The following is an 18308-nucleotide window of genomic DNA, read 5'->3' as shown; positions in this document are numbered from 1 at the left end:
AGTAAAATTTAGACGGCAACGCAGTCAGGCGAAAAACTGTGATTTTGACTTTAAACTTCCATTAATTGAGAAAATAAGCAGAAGAGGATGGGAGTGAAAAAATCGCTGAACAATCCACGCGATTTACGGGAAATTAAGGCGCGAATTCACAGTCTTTCAGAAGAGTCTGAACCAAAATGGGGAAAAATGAATGCGGCGCAAATGTTACGGCATTGCGACAGGATTCTCGGGGTAGGATTTGGTAAAATTGTTCTACCTAAGATCAATATTATAATAAAATCAGTTGGTATTATAACGAAGATCGAAATGAGAACTTTCAATAATGGAATTCCGCCGAATATGCCCACCTTTAAAGAAGTCAATATAAAAGAAAATTGTAATTTTGAAAAGTCCCGCGAAGAATTGCTGGTATCACTTGATGAATTTACAGAAAGATCAGCAAAAAATAATCTGCTCGCTGAGCATGCGCTTTTCGGGAAAATGACTAAAGAGGATTGGGGATTTATGGAGTATAAACACCTTGATCATCACTTAAAACAGTTTGAAGTATGAGCATATTTAATAAAATATTTTGCGGTTCTGCCGAAGAAAAACAATCGCCGGAATTCTGGAATCACATCAATTCCGAAGCAGATTTAGAGAAAGCAGTGGAGGAGTCGCACAATAAAAAGGTCGCAATATTTAAGCATTCTACAAGATGTTTCATCAGCAAAACGGTTCTGAAGAATTTTGAAAAAGAAGTTGCAGAGTCCGACAAAGATGTTTCATTTTATTTTCTTGACCTTTTGGCGCACCGAGATCTGTCGAATAAAATTGCTGACGATTTGGGTGTTCAGCATCAGAGTCCACAGCTGATTGTTCTGGAAAATGGAAACGCGGTAAAAAACGCGTCGCACCAAAGTATTTCTTTATCTTTAACTTAGTTCCGGAGAGATTGTGATGGAAAATATAGAGAGCTATTTATCGGAAATTCTGGAGATTCCAAAAGAAGCCGTAACCGCATGCAGTAACTTTTATTCCCCTAAAAAGGTTTTGAAAAATGAGTTTCTTCTTCGTGACGGCGATATCTGCAACGGAACTTATTTCGTGGAAAAAGGTTTGCTCAGGATGTATTCTATTGATAAAAACGGTAAAGAACATATTATTCAGTTTGCGCCGGAGAAGTGGCTGATTTCTGACAGAAGTTCGCTTTATTTCAACGAGAAATCGAAATATTATATTGAAGCCGTCGAGGAATCTGAAATTTTGTTGCTTAATGCAGATTTCTTCACCAGCATTAATTTAGAATTTCCTAATACTGCCGAGAATAATGATCTTCTTCTTCAGAAACATATCCGAAATCTTCAGAATCGTGTAAATTCTTTATTAAGCGATACTGCGGAAGAAAGATATATGAGTTTTATCAAAATGTATCCGGATATTCTGCTTCGGGTACCGCAATGGATGGTAGCTTCTTACCTGGGTATTACTCCGGAAAGTTTAAGCCGCGTGCGGAAGGAACTGGCGAGAAAAAATTTCCAGACTTCATAAAAAAAAGGAACTCAAACGAGTTCCTTTTCTAATTGATATAAAATTATTTTCCCAAATAAGATTTCAAAATCTTGCTTCTGGTGTTGTGTTTCAATCTTTTAATGGCTTTTTCTTTAATCTGACGGACTCTTTCTCTGGTCAGGTCGAAAGTTTCGCCGATTTCTTCCAAAGTCATTGGGTGTTTACCGTTCAGTCCGAAATATAAACGAACCAAATCTGCCTCTCTTGGTGTTAGTGTCTGCAAAGCTCTTTCGATTTCAATCTGGAGTGATTCCAGCATAAGATCTTTATCAGGGCTTGGAGATTCACCGGAACGCAAAACGTCGTAGAGGTTAGAATCTTCACCTTCTACCAGTGGCGCATCCATGGATAAATGACGACCGGAGTTTTTCATTGATTCCTTGATGTCGTCTTCGCTCATGTCTAGCACTTCGGCAAGTTCTTCGGGAGAAGGCGGTCTTTCGTTTTCCTGCTCGAGGTGTGCGTAAGCTTTGTTGATTTTATTGATCGAGCCAATCTTATTCAGAGGTAATCTTACAATTCTCGACTGTTCTGCCAATGCCTGTAAAATCGACTGACGGATCCACCAAACTGCGTAGGAAATAAATTTAAAACCTCTGGTTTCATCGTATCTTTTTGCAGCTTTCATCAAACCTAAGTTACCTTCGTTAATCAAATCCGGCAAAGAAAGTCCCTGATTTTGGTACTGTTTAGAAACGGAAACTACGAAACGGAGGTTTGCCTTAATAAGTTTTTCCAGGGCAACCCTGTCTCCCGCACGAATTTTCTGTGCCAAATCTACCTCTTCGTCGGCGGTAATCAAATCCACTTTACCAATTTCCTGTAGATACTTGTCAAGTGATGCAGTTTCTCTGTTGGTAACCTGCTTTGTAATTTTTAATTGTCTCATGTATAAAAACCCGTCCACTTTAGGACTGCATTAGATTATACGATGCCAAAGCCGAAAAGGTTACAAATCGTGTAAAAAAGTATATTTTACGCGAAAAAATTTATAGATATTGGTCTTATTTTCTTTTGTTTCGCATTGCTTTGACCTTGGCAACAGAGTCATCATTCACCAGTCTTTCATATTCCTCGCTTCCTGCGGGATAGATGGCAACTTTACCTTCCTCATTGTGGTGAATTCCGAAGCCGTATCTTTTTAAAAGTGCTGAAGAGCGAAAACATGCCTGACCTTTTGAAAAGAAATCTTTCCGGCCTTCTGCTCTTTCGTTTTCAGTAATATCATTTTTTTGAGCATAGCATTCGAACATTACATCATCTGAGGTGAATTGGTAAGGATTTTCAGCAACCATTTCATACTGAATATTCGCAAGAGTGAGGTTTCTTTTTGTTGGTGGAATTTGGCCGCTGGAAACAGGGCAGTCTTCAGCGATTTCAATAAAGGTATTTTTATAATTTGTAGTGTGGATTTTCATGTTTTGAAAGTTTTTAAAGCCGATGTAAATGTATAAAAAAACTCATTCTGTAGCGTTCAGAATGAGTTTGAATAAATTAATTTAAGGGTCAATTATTTAATAATTAATTTATTAGATTGTTTTTTACCCTGAGCATGATACTGCAGCATATAAACTCCAGTATTTGCTTTCAGTGAAATGTTATTTTTTCCTTTGACAGTGATTGCGGAATAAATGATTCTGCCGTTCATATCAGAAATCACGATGTTTCCTGCATATTCAGTTTCGAATACAAAGTTTCCGTTGCTTGGGTTAGGGTAGATGCTGCTTCTTAAGAGATTTGCATCATTTGTAGACATCGGCTGCCCACAAAGATATGGAGTATAATTTACAGTCCCTTTGGTTGAATCGTCTACACTGTGGAAAATTACACTTTCAACCATTGCATCATCTGACAATTCATTTTCTCTCCAGCAGTTGTTGGTTGCGCTCAGAGGATGCGGTGTATTATTATAAAGTGCATAAATCTGACCTCCGTTTCCATTATTAAAGAAAACATTTTCACCGGTACTTCCCAAGTTTCCACCTCCAAAATCAGCCTGAGCGGTTCCAATTACCGTGATTCCCCAAAGGCTACCACGGATCTGATTTTTTTCTACCTTAATAGCCATCACCTGGCTTCCGCTTCCCGATAATGATATTCCGCTTCCCCCGTTTGCCGGCACCGGCTCTGTATTATTGTCTGTTAAAACATTATTTGAAATGGATCCGGAGGAATTGTTTCCTGCAACGGTAATTCCGTAACGGTTGTCTTTAATAATATTGCCTTCAATCTGAGGATGATTTTCAACTCCTAATAAAGTTGAGACAGAAACGCCTCCAACTTTTGTGAGTGTTCGGTCGCCAATGATGGTATTATTTAAGATTTTTGTAATACCGGTACCACTTGGTCCCATATTGATCTGCGGTCGGTTAGAATTCCCTTTGGTATTACCGTAAAGATAGTTTCCGGTGAATTCTAATGCTACAGATTGGTTTGCACCTGAAGCAACGGCAGGAAGATCATTCTCGATGAACTGGGAATTTCTAACAATTGGGTTTCCGGTAGAGAAATTAAGGGACGCTCCCGTAACAAGACCAGATTTAAAATATCTAACAATGGAATTTTCCATTAAAAAATTTCCAGTTAAAGCCTGTATACCGCCGCCATATTCAAATGTCGTGTTTTTTATGGTTACGGTCGCTGAAGATTCCAGACGTATTCCTTTAAAGATTACTGCAGGATCTGTTGCGGTAACTAAAATATTCCCTGCATTGGTATCATAAGTTCCGGCAATGGTAAGTTGTTTTCCACCATCTATTTTCAGGGTGGTATCTTCATCCATCAGAAGGGTATCGCCATTCGAGATAGTAATGTCTGCGGTCATTTGGTATGCAGTTCCGTTATTTACCAAAACAGCAGGAGCTGCCGCAGAAAGAGACGCAAGGTTATAGGTTATTCCCGTTCCCGGACTTATAAATTGCGAAAATGCCATTGTTGAGGACAGAGATAAAAAAAGAAAAGAGAGTTTTTTCATTATGAATTAATTTTCTTCAAATATAAAATTTATTATGGTGTGAATAGAAATTTGGAATGTTAAAAATAAGTTTTAAATCTTTAATTTTGACTAAAATTGCTGAATTATGAAGTTTTCAAACATTATTATTGGTACGATGCGTTGGGGAGTTTGGGGCGCTGATCATTCTGCGAAAGGAGTTCAGGAATTAGTTGAAACTTCTCTCGAAGAAGGATTTTCAACTTTCGATCATGCTGATCTTTACGGAAACTATACCACTGAGAAGCTTTTCGGTGATGCTTTCTCCGAAATGAAAATCAAAAGGGAAGAAGTACAGTTCATTTCCAAATGCGGAATACAGATGCCTTGTGAGAACAGAAGCTACGGAATTAAATCCTACAATTATTCCCGCGATCATATTTTAAAATCTGTCGATCAAAGCCTCGAAAATCTGCAAACCGATTATCTTGACCTTCTGTTGCTTCACCGACCTTCACCCTTGATGAATCCTGAAGAAATTGCAGAAAGTTTTGCAATTTTGCGGGAACAGAAAAAGGTAAGACATTTTGGAGTTTCCAATTTTTCAGTTTCGCAATATGAGCTTATTAATGATGCATTTCCGTTAATTACCAATCAGGTTGAAATCTCTGTAAATAAAGTTGATGCTTTTTACAACGGAACTCTCGATCAGTTAATGCTTAAAAAACTGCGACCTATGGCGTGGTCGGTCATGGGAGATTATTTTACAGAAAAATCTGCTCAGAATATCAGATTAAAGACGGTCATTAAGGATCTCTGTATAAAATATGAAACGGAAGAAAATCAGCTTCTTTTAGCCTTTTTGTTTGCTCATCCTGCCCGAATTATTCCCGTAATAGGAACGTCTAAGTCTAAGACAATCAAAGAATTCAGAGGAAGTTTAACAATAGAAATGGAAGCTGAAGACTGGTTCAGAATTCTGGAGGCTTCACAAGGAAGAGAGGTGGATTAAAAGATTATTAAAAAAAATTGTTTAATTCAATTTAATTTGTAACTTGCACCCGTTTTTATATCCGAAATCAATCTTTGTTCATCAATTGTTGAGTTTCATTTATAATTTCAACAAGTATTAATTTTTTAATTTTTTTTATGATGAACATTTTTGTTTCAAACATCAATTACTCTACAAGAGAAGAGTCATTGCAAGACCTTTTTTCAGAATTTGGCGAAGTATCTTCTGCTAAAATTATTACAGACAGAGAAACCGGTAGATCTAGAGGATTCGGTTTCGTAGAAATGAGCGACGAAGACGGTAAAAACGCTATCGAAGCTTTAAACGGAAAAGAATTGGACGGTAAAGAACTTAACGTTTCTGAAGCTAAACCAAGAGAAGACAAACCAAGAAGAAGTTTCGACAATAACCGTGGTGGCGGTTACGGTGGAGGAAACCGTGGCGGTGGTTACGGTGGAGGAAATCGTGGCGGTTCAAACTGGTAAGATTTTTGTCTACACAAAATAATGAAGCGGCTTTTAAGCCGCTTTTTTTATGATTATTTTTTCGAATTCAGCCTATTTATCTCCGTCGAATCAAAATATAAGCTTCGCCGAAATAAATATTTTCAGTCACTGAATTTTCCCGGATCAGATTATCAAAGATAATTTTGAGATGGTAATTTCCCAGATCTTTTTCCAGTGCAATCTCGGGAACCAAAAGACGACCGGTGCATTGGTCATATTTACGAAGAAGCTGTTTAATGGCGGGGGTTGCATCCCACTTTTCTTTATTATTCAGCGTAAGAATCAATAGTTCTCCATTGCGTTGCTGGCTGTAAACCCGGAGAATGTCTGTGTTTATGGTCAACCCTTGTTCACTCGGAAAATTCGCCGCTCTCGTAAAGAAATCATAACCCTGGACAGACCTCAAGCGGTTTTCGCTTACAAGTTCAAAGTTTTCTCCCCGGAATGATTTTTTAGTTTTATCTACATTTGAGAAAGCTGACCTGATCTGGCTTTGCACGCCATAAAAATCTCTTTTTTCCAGACTTTTTATAATGAGTTTCTGGTCTTTCCGCGGTATCAGTTGCAGAAGAAAGTCTTTCTCATCGCGTTTCACCAAAAAATCAAATTTACTCGCAATTTCATCTGCAACTGTGTCTGATACTTTTTTACTGAAATTAATTTTTCCGTTTTCAAGGAGCTTATTTTGAATTATCACTTCTCGAAGTTCGGATTTCTGACTTCTTTTTGACACAGAAAAAGTATTCAGATAAGGAAAAACCAAAGAAAATAAGCCAAATGAAAATAAACTTATCGGGATAAATTTAATGGTAGCTTTCTTTGCAACAATAAAATAGAGTACAACGCTTGTGAGCCATAATGCGATGAGCAAAACAAAATATCTGGGTTCAGTATAGCCGTACTCTAAAATTCTGGTGAAAATTGCGGTAAACAGTAATGCCAACAGCGGTATCACTGTAAAATAAAAAATCTTAGAAAAAATTCTTACCCATGATGCTGATAATTCTTTTTTTAAAGGATGAACAAGCAGAAGTGCTAAAATTCCGACCACAGAATATGCGAGTATGAGATACGAAACCCAGCCCCGCGGAAGTTCCCAGTTGATGAGGATTTTCGCAGAGTAAAAGTAAAGAATCACGGCATATAATAGTAGAAGCGGAATCAGGATGTATTGAGTGAAAAACTTCAGGATTACAGGATAAGTTCCGTCTTTTTCCAGTTGCAAAAGCCCTTTTTCATTAAAAAGTAAAAAAATGAAAGTACTTCCGAAAATCGCAAGGAAATAAAAGGTCTCCAGATAATAGCGTTGATTAAAATTAAAATCAAACAGTTTGTCTACCGCTAAAATTGCCAGTTCAACACCGCCCGTTAGAACGCCTGTAAATACTGCGGTGAGAAATAAATTGATGAATAAATTCTTATTAAACTGCCAGAAATTCAGTTCTTTTCCTTTTCCGAAAAATGCAGTAAACGAAACTAAAAGATGCGAAAGTATAAAAGTTGGAACGATTAAAAAAGCATAACGTTCTGTAAAGTATTTTTCATTCTCCGGTAAAATTAGGTAGAAAAAGACCAAAAAAATAACGCCTCCCATTTCCAGAAGAAATCTTTTACCAATACGCTGTGAAAGCATATTTAATGCAAACATCACCGAAATTCCTAAACACGAAACAATTGCGAACTTTATAAAAACAAAGAAATTAGGATGCGAATTGAAGTCGGTGTGAGCAAAACACATCCAGGAAACTGCACCTAAAAAAGACATCAGCAATACCATTGGGTATTCCCGAATGATTTCGCCTGTTTTGCCCGATATGTCGCGTATTTTTTTAAGCATCGGATTAAGATTAAGCTGTTTATTTTTTCTTCTTCTTGTCCTTCTTTTTTCCTTTTTTCTTCTCCTTTTTGTTTGAAGTAATTTCGTTGATAAAATCGCTTATCGGACTTTCATCTTTCGCCTCAGAACGGGTGATTCCGGCGATAATGTTCAATTCATTGTTTGTAAGGAGTTGCTCATCAAGAAGGGTTTTTACGAGCTCCGGAACAGAATTATTGAAATAGTTTTCGGCAAAATTCCTGAGCACAAATTTGCGGTAATCATCATAGGGAATCGCCACGGAATATTTAAAGATTCTGCCTTCTTTTTCGGTGATTAAAAATTCCTTTTCAACAAGAATTTTCATGAAAGTAGAAACCGTATTCTGATGTGGTTTCGGTTCCGGATATGCTTCCATGACTTCTTTCATGTAAGCGGAATTCAGTTTCCACAAAATATTCATCAAGAGCTCTTCCGAATGGGTTAGCGTATTTATTTTCATAGTTTTTAGTGCTGGAATTGGATGTTGGTATAAAGGTAAATAAAAGAAACTAATACAGCGATTACCGCGCCGGTAATCACTTCTCTGGTGGTATGTCTTTTCAGAATTACTCTTGTAATCCCTACCAAAACTGCGATTATTAGCCATAGAAGCCCCAAAACAGGGCTTTCAGCAAAAAATAGTGCCGCTACAAAAACATTGAAGGCGGTATGCATGGAACTTTTAATGAAATAATTGCTGAACTGCAGTACCAGAAGCAGAATCATGAGAAATATCATGAGGACATCCGGGGATGCCGTCGTTATGTAATCATAAATGAGATATACCCCGATACACCCGGAAATAAAAAAATATAAACTCTTCCTTTGGTTGCGGTTAGATACATCCAAATTGGTGTAATTGCCTTTCCTTACATTCCACACAATCCAGATAATAATGGGCAGAACAGTAAGCAGTAAAATGGGTACAAAGGTCTGTATTGAAGCAGCCGCAGAATAATTCTTGGAGCTGATATAAATGAAAAATATGATGAGGGAAACAAGCGGATTAAAGAAATTCGAGATGAATTTTGAAACTCCAATCAAAGCCGGCGGGTAGTTTTTTAACATACGTAAAATTATGGTTCCAAAAATAAGTTTTTTTTAAATGAAGTATGATAAAATTCTCTTTTGAAGCTATCTGTAAAGACAAAGTTTTTTAGTATTTTTGCGACATATTTCGATTAAACATGAAAGAATTTTCAAAAGAAGTGTATCTTCAGTGGTACGAAGAAATGACGATGTGGAGAAGGTTTGAAGACAAATGCCGTTCTCTTTACCTTAAACAGAAAATCCGTGGATTTTTACATTTGTACAACGGGCAGGAAGCAATACCGGCCGGTTTTGCCCATGCAATGGATCTTACCAAAGACAGCATGATTACCGCTTACAGATGTCACATTCATCCAATGGCAATGGGAGTTGATCCGAAAAGAATTATGGCAGAACTCTGCGGTAAAGCTACGGGTACTTCAGGAGGTATGGGTGGTTCTATGCACATCTTCAGCAAAGAAAAAAGATTTTATGGAGGCCACGGAATTGTGGGCGGCCAGATTCCTTTGGGTGCCGGAATCGCTTTCGGAGATAAATATTTCGAAACCGGGGGAGTGAACATCTGTTTCTTCGGAGACGGTGCTGCGCGTCAGGGTTCACTTCATGAAACCTTCAATATGGCGATGAACTGGAAACTTCCGGTAGTATTCGTTGTAGAAAACAACCAGTACGCAATGGGAACTTCGGTGAAAAGAACGGCCAATCACGAAGATATTTATAAACTTGGTCTTGGTTACGAAATGCCTTGCCTTCCTGTAGATGCAATGGATCCTGAAAAAGTGGCGGAAGCTGCCTACGAAGCGATCGAAAGAGCAAGAAGAGGAGATGGACCAACATTTATTGAGGCCAGAACTTACCGTTACAGAGGCCACTCAATGTCTGATGCAGAACCTTACAGATCAAAAGAAGAAGTTGCAGAACACAAGAAAGACGATCCAATCGAGATCGTAAAACAGCGGATTCTGGAAAATAATTGGGCTACTGAAGACGAACTGAATGTTTTGGATGAAAAATCCAGAGATTTCGTTGAAGAATGCGTTGAATTTATGGAGCAGTCTCCATATCCAACTGCAGACAAAGTTTACGAATATGTTTATGCTCAGGAGGATTATCCATTCCTTGACAAATTAGAAAATAACTGATAATTAAATTTGAAATCCGAAGCTGGAGACTGCAAAATCTCCTGCTTCGGCTTTTTAATCTCAAATAATAAAAATTATGGCTGAAGTAATTACAATGCCCCGACTTTCCGATACAATGACGGACGGGAAAGTAGCCAAATGGCACAAAAAAGTTGGCGATGCTGTGAAAGAGGGCGATATTTTAGCAGAAATTGAAACCGACAAAGCCGTTCAGGATTTTGAATCAGAATATAACGGAACCCTTTTGTTTATCGGTACTGAAGAAGGAGGATCTTCTCCGGTAGATTCTGTTTTGGCAATTATTGGTAATGCAGGCGAAGATATTTCAGCATTGAAAGGCGGAAATTCTCAATCAGCATCCGCAGGAACTTCCGCAACAGAAGCAGCAGGAATTCCCGAAGAAAACAAAACCGAACAGAATGTGACCGATGTAGAAACGACCAAGACGGTTGAAAAAGAAGAAGGAACTGCATCAGCAGAAATTCCCGCAGGTGTGGAAGTAATTACCATGCCTCGTCTTTCCGATACGATGACTGAAGGTAAAGTTGCCAAATGGCACAAAAAATTAGGTGATGCTGTTAAAGAGGGCGATATTTTAGCAGAAATCGAAACCGATAAGGCGGTTCAGGATTTCGAATCCGAGTTCAACGGAAATCTTTTATATGTAGGAACTGAAGAAGGCGGAGCAAGTCCGGTGGATACCGTTTTAGCGATTATCGGTCCTGAAGGAACCGATGTTTCCGGAATTATTTCCGGTGGCGGTAAAAAATCAGAAAATAAAACTCCGGTTGCTGAAGCGAAAGCAGAAACATCCAAGACAGAAACAGCTTCGACTCCTGTAGCTGCTTCAACTGGCGAGCGTGTGGCGATTTCTCCTTTGGCTAAAAAAATGGCTGAAGATAAAGGAATCGACGTTCATGCTTTAAAAGGAACAGGGGAGAACGGAAGAATCGTGAAAAAAGATGTGGAAAGTTTCACCCCATCCGCTCAGACCGCTCAGGTAGCAGAAACTAAATCTATTGCTGAAGTGAAAGCTGCTCAGCCTGTAATGAATTTTGTTCAGGGTGAAGATTCTGAAACACCGAATTCTCAGGTAAGAAACATCATCGCGAAAAGGCTTTCTGAAAGTAAATTCACCGCACCGCATTATTATCTGATTGTTGAAATAAACATGGATAAAGCGATTGAAGCCAGAAAAGAAATCAATTCATTGCCTGACACTAAAATTTCATTCAATGATATGGTGATTAAAGCGACAGCAATGGCTTTAAGAAAACATCCGCAGGTAAATTCAACATGGCATGCAGATAAAATTGTTCACCACGGAAACATCAATGTAGGCGTTGCTGTAGCAATTCCAGATGGATTGGTTGTTCCTGTTCTGAAAAATGCAGACCAGATGAATTACAACCAGATTTCTGCCGCAGTGAAAGATATGGCCGGAAGAGCAAAATCCAAAGGCTTGAAGGCCAACGAAATGGAAGGCTCAACTTTCTCTGTTTCGAATTTGGGAATGTTTGGTATTGAGACCTTTACCTCAATTATTAACCAACCAAACTCAGCAATTCTTTCCGTAGGGGCAATTATTGAAAAACCTGTGGTGAAAGACGGACAGATCGTTGTAGGAAATACCATGAAACTTTCACTTGCCTGCGACCACCGTGTGGTTGACGGAGCAACTGGCGCACAGTTTTTACAGACTTTAAGAACATATTTGGAACAGCCTTTAACGCTGCTGCTCTAAATTAAAATTGATATTTCTGAAATCCTTTCAAATGTATTTTTGGAAGGATTTTTATTTACGTATTAAAATCATTTTCACTATTTTTGAAACCATGATAAAAGCAAGCAATATTCATAAATCATACGGTAATCTGGAAGTTCTGAAAGGCGTTGATGTACATATTCTCGAAGGTGAAGTAGTGTCAATTGTCGGGGAATCCGGCGCCGGAAAATCTACACTCTTGCAGATTTTGGGCACTTTGGATACACCGACTAATCCTAAAAGCTTCAACACCCAGATTGCTTTAGCGGGGAAATCGTTTATCGAAATGAGTGACAGGCAGCTTTCAAAATTCCGGAACGAGAATATTGGTTTTGTTTTTCAGTTTCACCAGCTTTTGCCAGAGTTTACAGCGCTTGAAAACGTGCTGCTTCCAACCCGGATTTCAGGAAAAAACGAAAAAGAATCCCTTGATAAAGCTTATTCACTTTTCGAAGACCTGAATATTGCTCACCGGCTCCATCACAAACCTAACGAAATGTCGGGTGGTGAAGCGCAAAGAACCGCGGTAGCAAGAGCACTCATCAATTCACCGAAGATTATTTTTGCTGATGAACCTACGGGAAATTTGGATTCGAAAAATGCTGATGATCTGCATCAACTATTTTTCGATCTTCGCGATAAGTACAACCAGACTTTTGTTATTGTAACCCACAATACGCATCTGGCCGACACAACAGACAGAAAACTGGTGATGAAAGACGGGCAGATTATCTACTGATCCTGCTTATTGTAAATTCTACAATTTTCACTAACTTTAAAAATTAAGAATTTTCTGTTCACCCAGAATCCGAAAAGCTATGTCCATAAAATTCCTTGCAGAAGACGACAGACCACGAGAAAAATTTTTACTCAAGGGTAAAAATGCGCTTTCTGATGCTGAGCTTTTGGCGATTATCATGGGCAGCGGAAACCGCGAAGATTCGGCAGTGGAACTCGGGAGAAAGATTCTGAATTCCGTAGCAAACAATTGGCATAATTTATCACTGCTTTCGCTTTCGGATTTAATGAAATTTAAAGGAGTGGGGGAAGCCAAGGGAATCTCAATAGCTGCAGCCCTGGAAATAGGCCGCAGGCGTGCTGCCCAGGAAGTCCCTGAAAAGATCCAGATCCGCGAAAGCAAGGACATTTATAAAGTGTTGCAGCCTTATCTTTCAGATCTTCAAACCGAAGAATTCTGGGCGATATTCTTAAATCAAAATAACCGGATTCTGGGTAAATCGAGATTATCTGCGGGAGGAATTAACCAGTCTGTTGTTGATGTGCGTATTCTGTTCAAGACAGGCCTGGAACATCTCGCCACGGCAATTGCGGTTGCCCACAACCATCCGTCCGGAAATCTGAAACCCAGCCAGGAGGATTTGCGAATCACCAAACAGATTGCAGATGCAGGAAAAATTCTGAACATCCAGTTGCTGGATCATTTAATTATTTCACAGAATGCTTATTTCAGTTTTGCCGACGAAAATTTATTATGATTAAGAGACTGAATTATCAGCAAATTGACTTTGAAAAATACCAACACTGTATCGAAACTTCGTTGCAGCGTAATTTTTATGCGAAAAAGGAAATTCTCGACACCTTGTGTGAAGAATGGGAACTTCTGGTTTCCGGCGATTATGATTATATAATGCCCGTGCCTTTGAAAAAAAAATACGGATTCCATTTCGTACTGATGCCGCTTTTTTGTCAGCAACTTGGAGTTTTCAGTAAGACGGTTAACCGTGAAATGGAACAGCAGTTCCTTACATTTCTAAAGCGAAATTACAGAGTGTTCTCGTATTACTTCAACCATCAGAATACCTTTAATCAAGATTTGAAGGTGAAGAAAAATTATTTTATCGAGTGTACGGAGTATTCAGTGCTGAGAAAAAATTATTTCAAAGGCCGCAAATCTACTGTGAAAACTGCCCAATATCTTGATTTTAAGGAGGTCGGACTGGCTGAGACCTTCGGTTTCATTAATGATAATTTCAAAGGTCTGAAAAAAAAGAGCGATTTTCAGAAATTCCTTGGTTACCTGAAGTTTCTGGAAACAAAAAAAATGCTCAGGATTTTCGGCGCATTCAAGGATAATCAGTTGACAAGTCTGGCAATCATGATCTGTGAAGGTGACGCTTTTTCATTGCTGGGACTGGTAAATGATGAAAATTACCGGCTGGATAATGGAGCTTCCTATCTTATTGACCGCATTCTTAAGGAAAATATTCACCAGAAATCGTTTGATTTTATGGGCGGTAGCATCCGTGGAATCGAGGTTTTCTTCAAAAGTTTTGGCTCAGTTTTACAGGAATATCCGGTGCTGGAAAACACAAAAAAAGATTTACTGCTAAACATATTAAGGAAGTAGCAAATTATTAGTAATTTTGCACCCTAATTTTCATTATGATCGATTGGCCTTATTTCCCTTACGCGTTTGCGGTTTTGCTGGCGTTACCCTTTCTGGTTTTTATCAGACAGTTCGTGTTCAGCTACATCAAACTCAAGAATCAGGAGATCAAATTATTAACTGTAAAGGGAAATTCCGAGCAGCGGGTTCATGCCTATGAGAGGCTTACCCTGTTTCTCGAAAGAATGAAACCGGCAAATCTCGTCACCAAATTCGACCGTAGCCTTGCACCGAACGAGTACGTTTTCCTTATCGAAAAAACCATTAACGAAGAATTCGATTACAATGCTTCACAGCAGTTGTATTTAACAAAGAATACGTGGAAAAATGTAGTGAGCTGTAAGAACAGTGTCCTTCATCTAATTCATACGACATATGAAAACCTTAGTGATAATGCTACGCTCGATGAATTTAAAACTGTATTTCTCATGAATTACATGAATGAAAATGATTTCATTGCCCAAACTATTGAAGATTTAAGAAAAGAAAACCTAATTGTAAATTAAAATAAATAAATGATACCAAATTTTAAAGCGCATCCATGGCACGGGATTTCAGCAGGAGGAGATGTACCTAATGTTGTAAATGTTTTTGTAGAGATCGTTCCCAGTGATACTATTAAATATGAAATCGACAAGCAAAGCGGTTATCTGAAAGTTGACCGCCCGCAGCAGTTCTCCAATATCATTCCCGCACTTTACGGATTTATTCCGCGTACTTACTGTCATGATGAAGTACTAAAACTTGCAATAGAAAGTGGAGCAGAAGATGTTCAGACAGGTGACCTTGATCCGCTGGATATCTGCGTATTGAGCTCGCATAACATCCACGCAGGCGGTATGTTGATGGAAGCTATTCCAATTGGTGGTTTCAAGATGATTGATAAAGGTGAAGCTGATGATAAAATTGTAGCAGTAATGAAAGGCGATCACGCTTTCGGACACTTCCGCGATATCGAAGAGCTTCCACAGGCCGAGATCAAGAGATTGATGCACTATTTCCTTACCTATAAAAACCTTCCGGATGAACCTGCAAAATGTAGAATCCAGGAAGTTTATGGTGCTGACCATGCAAAAAAGGTAATTAAAGCTTCGCAAAAAGATTATGCAAGCAAATTTGGTGGTTAATCCATCCGATTTTATGAATAAAAAAGACAGGTATACCATATCTGTCTTTTTTATTTTATCGCAGTTTTGCTGAAGAATTTAAAATAAATTGTGTATTTTCGGTTTATGTTTTATTTAACACGATGTTAACATTAAAAAATAATCTATGAATTTATTTATTTTAGTACCCATCTTTGGTATTATTGCCTTAATCTACACTTTTATTCAGAGTTCCTGGGTGAGCAAACAGAACGCAGGTAACGACCGAATGAAGGAGATTAGTGGGCACATTGCCGATGGTGCCATGGCTTTCCTTAAAGCAGAATACAAAATTATGATGTATTTTGTGGTGATTGTTGCTGTATTGCTCGCTTTAATGGGTGCCAGCAACGCCAATTCACACTGGAGTATTGGTCTGGCCTTCATTTTCGGCGCAATTCTTTCTGCCCTGGCCGGATTCATCGGAATGAAAATCGCCACCAAATCCAACGTAAGAACGGCAGAAGCTGCCAAAACATCACTTTCAAAAGCTCTGAAGGTTTCCTTCACAGGAGGTTCCGTAATGGGAATGGGTGTTGCCGGATTAGCCGTATTGGGATTAGGCGCCTTATACCTAATTATTAAACAGATTTTCGCACCGGGTTCCGCAGCAAACACCCATGAAATGGAAAAAGCTATTGAAATCCTTACAGGTTTCTCTTTAGGAGCAGAATCTATAGCACTTTTTGCACGTGTCGGGGGTGGAATTTATACCAAAGCTGCCGATGTAGGTGCCGATTTGGTAGGTAAAGTGGAAGCGGGTATTCCCGAAGATGATCCAAGAAACCCTGCGACAATTGCAGATAACGTGGGTGATAATGTGGGTGACGTTGCAGGAATGGGAGCGGATTTATTCGGATCTTATGTAGCAACAGTTTTAGCAACAATGGTATTGGGTAACGAAACAATTTCCCCGGATCTTTTCGGCGGATTTGCTCCGATTCTTTTGCCAATGCTGATCGCCGGTACAGGAATCATCTTCTCGATGATAGGGACACTATTTGTTAAAATCAGCGAAACAGCTGAACTTGATACTGCTCCGGTACAGAATGCTTTAAACATGGGGAACTGGGGAAGTATTGTACTTACCGCAATCTCTTCTTACTTTCTGGTAAATTATTTATTGCCTGAAACCATGACTTTAAGAGGTCACGAGTTCACTAAGATGGGTGTTTTCGGAGCTATTATCGTTGGTCTTGTGGTGGGAACTCTGATGAGTATCATTACAGAATATTATACCGCCATGGGTAAAAGACCGGTTAAAAGTATTGTAAAGCAGTCCTCAACAGGTCACGCAACCAATATTATCGGCGGACTAGCCGTGGGTATGGAATCTACCCTTTTACCGATTTTAGTTCTGGCTGGTGGTATTTACGGATCTTATCTTTGTGCAGGATTATACGGTGTAGCAATTGCTGCAGCCGGAATGATGGCTACTACTGCCATGCAGTTAGCAATTGACGCTTTCGGACCGATTGCTGATAACGCAGGCGGAATCGCAGAGATGAGCGAATTACCGAAAGAAGTTCGTGAAAAGACAGATATTTTAGATGCAGTAGGTAATACTACAGCAGCCACAGGTAAAGGTTTTGCAATTGCTTCAGCAGCTTTAACAGCGCTTGCGTTATTTGCGGCGTTCGTAGGAATTGCAGGAATTGACGGAATTGATATTTACAGAGCCGATGTATTGGCAGGTTTATTTGTAGGAGCGATGATTCCATTCATATTCTCTTCATTAGCAATCAAAGCAGTGGGAGAAGCTGCAATGGCGATGGTAGAGGAAGTTCGCCGGCAGTTTCGCGAAATTCCGGGAATTCTGGAAGGTAAAGCAACTCCGGAATATGAAAAGTGTGTAGCGATTTCTACGGATGCCTCAATCAGAAAGATGTTGCTTCCCGGAGCAATTGCTTTGGTGTCTCCACTTTTAGTAGGATTTATTTTTGGACCTGAGGTATTAGGAGGATTTCTTGCAGGCGCTACGGTTTCAGGAGTGTTAATGGGAATGTTTCAGAACAATGCCGGAGGTGCGTGGGATAATGCTAAAAAATCTTTTGAAAAAGGTGTGGATATCAACGGGAAAACTTTCTACAAAGGTTCCGAGCCGCACAAAGCTTCTGTAACGGGAGATACAGTAGGCGATCCTTTCAAAGATACTTCCGGTCCTTCAATGAACATTCTGATTAAGTTAATGTCCATCGTTTCATTGGTGATTGCACCTACTTTGGCCATTATGCACAAAGATAAAATTGAAAATAACAGAAGAGAAAAACTGGAATCTCTCAATAAAATGATGGGAGTTACTACTGTTGCAGCTGAGGCTCCGGGTATGGATGCCGGGACTTCTGCTACAGCGCAGACGGTACAAGGCGGTTTAAATGCTGATGGTGATTATGTATATGACACCGGAAATGTTCAGGAAGTGAAACTAACCGATAAATCCATCTTAATGGGGCAGAACAGCCAGCTTTATGCGCTGTATAACGGAATTAAACTTAAAGATCAGGCACTTTTGGATCCGAACACCTGGTTCACCATTGAAAATCTACATTTCCAAAGCGGAAGCAGCGATTTAAAGCCAGGTTCAGAAGCTCAGTTGACAAACCTCGCGGAAATCATGAATGCTTATCCTACTTTAAGAGTAAAATTAGGAGGTTATACTGATGATACCGGAAATGCCGACAGCAATATGAAACTTTCGAATCTCCGCGCCCAAACGGCAAAACTGAAATTACTCGAAATGGGGATTTCGGGTGACAGAATCGAAGCAGAAGGTTACGGCCCGCTCTTCCCAATCTGTGAAGCCAATGATACCGATGAATGTAAAGCACAGAACAGAAGAATAGATGTAAGAGTGCTTAGCTTCTAAAAAAATACTAAAATAATAAATCCCGACTGAAAAGCCGGGATTTATTGTTTAATACTGTTCGTAAAAGAATTTAA

Annotated in this window: 19 protein-coding genes; 13 read left to right on the top strand and 6 right to left on the bottom strand. The window is 39.2% G+C overall.

Going from position 1 to position 18308, the window contains the following annotated elements; genetic code table 11:
- Positions 1–87: 87 nt before the first annotated feature.
- Genes KTV93_RS01265 through KTV93_RS01255 form a run of 3 tightly spaced genes read left to right on the top strand, consistent with a single transcriptional unit; the run spans position 88 to position 1530 of the window.
- The gene (locus KTV93_RS01265; protein ID WP_218249524.1) at positions 88–552 is read left to right on the top strand and encodes a DUF1569 domain-containing protein; all 465 of its coding nucleotides are present in this window, start codon (positions 88–90) and stop codon (positions 550–552) included.
- Positions 549–923 (top strand): bacillithiol system redox-active protein YtxJ, encoded by a 375-nt coding sequence (gene ytxJ, locus KTV93_RS01260; protein WP_218249523.1) that lies wholly within the window; start codon positions 549–551, stop codon positions 921–923. The genes KTV93_RS01265 and ytxJ overlap by 4 nt, the downstream gene beginning before the upstream one ends.
- 16 nt (positions 924–939) lie before the next feature.
- Positions 940–1530 carry a Crp/Fnr family transcriptional regulator gene (locus KTV93_RS01255; RefSeq protein ID WP_218249522.1) on the top strand — a complete coding sequence of 197 codons (591 nt, stop codon included), beginning with the start codon at positions 940–942 and terminating at the stop codon, positions 1528–1530.
- Between the two features lie 43 nt (positions 1531–1573).
- Here the strand turns inward: KTV93_RS01255 and KTV93_RS01250 are convergent, their stop codons facing one another.
- The 3 genes from KTV93_RS01250 to KTV93_RS01240 form a co-directional block, all read right to left on the bottom strand.
- Positions 1574–2440, bottom strand: a complete 867-nt coding sequence (locus KTV93_RS01250) for a sigma-70 family RNA polymerase sigma factor (protein ID WP_039354162.1) — start codon at positions 2438–2440, stop codon at positions 1574–1576.
- Between the two features lie 115 nt (positions 2441–2555).
- Positions 2556–2969, bottom strand: a complete 414-nt coding sequence (locus tag KTV93_RS01245; protein WP_218249521.1) for a DUF6157 family protein — start codon at positions 2967–2969, stop codon at positions 2556–2558.
- A gap of 92 nt (positions 2970–3061) precedes the next feature.
- Positions 3062–4525, bottom strand: a complete 1464-nt coding sequence (locus KTV93_RS01240; protein ID WP_218249520.1) for a T9SS type A sorting domain-containing protein — start codon at positions 4523–4525, stop codon at positions 3062–3064.
- Between the two features lie 106 nt (positions 4526–4631).
- Here KTV93_RS01240 and KTV93_RS01235 point away from each other — a divergent pair, with 106 nt between their 5' ends.
- Positions 4632–5495 carry an aldo/keto reductase gene (locus KTV93_RS01235; protein WP_218249519.1) on the top strand — a complete coding sequence of 288 codons (864 nt, stop codon included), beginning with the start codon at positions 4632–4634 and terminating at the stop codon, positions 5493–5495.
- Positions 5496–5635: 140 nt separating this feature from the next.
- On the top strand, positions 5636–5980 hold the full coding sequence (locus KTV93_RS01230) for an RNA recognition motif domain-containing protein (protein WP_218250466.1): 345 nt from the start codon (positions 5636–5638) through the stop codon (positions 5978–5980).
- Positions 5981–6056: 76 nt separating this feature from the next.
- Here the strand turns inward: KTV93_RS01230 and KTV93_RS01225 are convergent, their stop codons facing one another.
- Genes KTV93_RS01225 through KTV93_RS01215 form a run of 3 tightly spaced genes read right to left on the bottom strand, consistent with a single transcriptional unit; the run spans position 6057 to position 8927 of the window.
- Positions 6057–7838 (bottom strand): DUF4153 domain-containing protein, encoded by a 1782-nt coding sequence (locus KTV93_RS01225; RefSeq protein ID WP_218249518.1) that lies wholly within the window; start codon positions 7836–7838, stop codon positions 6057–6059.
- A gap of 19 nt (positions 7839–7857) precedes the next feature.
- A complete protein-coding gene (locus KTV93_RS01220; protein ID WP_218249517.1) occupies positions 7858–8319 on the bottom strand; it encodes a BlaI/MecI/CopY family transcriptional regulator in 462 nt (153 codons plus the stop codon).
- Between the two features lie 5 nt (positions 8320–8324).
- Positions 8325–8927 carry a phosphatase PAP2 family protein gene (locus KTV93_RS01215; RefSeq protein ID WP_218249516.1) on the bottom strand — a complete coding sequence of 201 codons (603 nt, stop codon included), beginning with the start codon at positions 8925–8927 and terminating at the stop codon, positions 8325–8327.
- Between the two features lie 119 nt (positions 8928–9046).
- Between KTV93_RS01215 and pdhA the strand changes: the two genes are divergently transcribed.
- From pdhA to KTV93_RS01175, 8 genes are all read left to right on the top strand, one after another.
- Positions 9047–10051 carry a pyruvate dehydrogenase (acetyl-transferring) E1 component subunit alpha gene (pdhA, locus tag KTV93_RS01210; RefSeq protein ID WP_218249515.1) on the top strand — a complete coding sequence of 335 codons (1005 nt, stop codon included), beginning with the start codon at positions 9047–9049 and terminating at the stop codon, positions 10049–10051.
- A gap of 76 nt (positions 10052–10127) precedes the next feature.
- Positions 10128–11795 (top strand): pyruvate dehydrogenase complex dihydrolipoamide acetyltransferase, encoded by a 1668-nt coding sequence (locus KTV93_RS01205; protein WP_218249514.1) that lies wholly within the window; start codon positions 10128–10130, stop codon positions 11793–11795.
- Between the two features lie 91 nt (positions 11796–11886).
- The gene (locus KTV93_RS01200; RefSeq protein WP_218249513.1) at positions 11887–12555 is read left to right on the top strand and encodes an ABC transporter ATP-binding protein; all 669 of its coding nucleotides are present in this window, start codon (positions 11887–11889) and stop codon (positions 12553–12555) included.
- Between the two features lie 79 nt (positions 12556–12634).
- Positions 12635–13312 (top strand): RadC family protein, encoded by a 678-nt coding sequence (gene radC / locus KTV93_RS01195; RefSeq protein ID WP_218249512.1) that lies wholly within the window; start codon positions 12635–12637, stop codon positions 13310–13312.
- Positions 13309–14184, top strand: coding sequence for a hypothetical protein (locus tag KTV93_RS01190; RefSeq protein ID WP_218249511.1), 876 nt, complete (start codon positions 13309–13311; stop codon positions 14182–14184). Before radC ends, KTV93_RS01190 begins: the two co-directional genes overlap by 4 nt.
- Positions 14185–14219: 35 nt before the next feature.
- On the top strand, positions 14220–14729 hold the full coding sequence (locus KTV93_RS01185; protein ID WP_218249510.1) for a DUF7935 family protein: 510 nt from the start codon (positions 14220–14222) through the stop codon (positions 14727–14729).
- Between the two features lie 9 nt (positions 14730–14738).
- Entirely contained in the window at positions 14739–15350 is a 612-nt protein-coding gene (locus KTV93_RS01180) for an inorganic pyrophosphatase (RefSeq protein ID WP_218249509.1), read from the top strand.
- A gap of 145 nt (positions 15351–15495) precedes the next feature.
- Positions 15496–18234: a sodium-translocating pyrophosphatase gene (locus tag KTV93_RS01175; protein WP_218249508.1), complete on the top strand. Its 2739-nt coding sequence runs from the start codon at positions 15496–15498 to the stop codon at positions 18232–18234.
- Positions 18235–18308 lie beyond the last annotated feature (74 nt).

Origin of the sequence: Kaistella faecalis (genome assembly GCF_019195395.1) — a bacterium.
GTDB classification, from domain to species: Bacteria; Bacteroidota; Bacteroidia; order Flavobacteriales; family Weeksellaceae; genus Kaistella; species Kaistella faecalis.
Note: the sequence above shows the minus strand (reverse complement) of the source record. Positions and strands in the feature narration are given on the sequence as shown.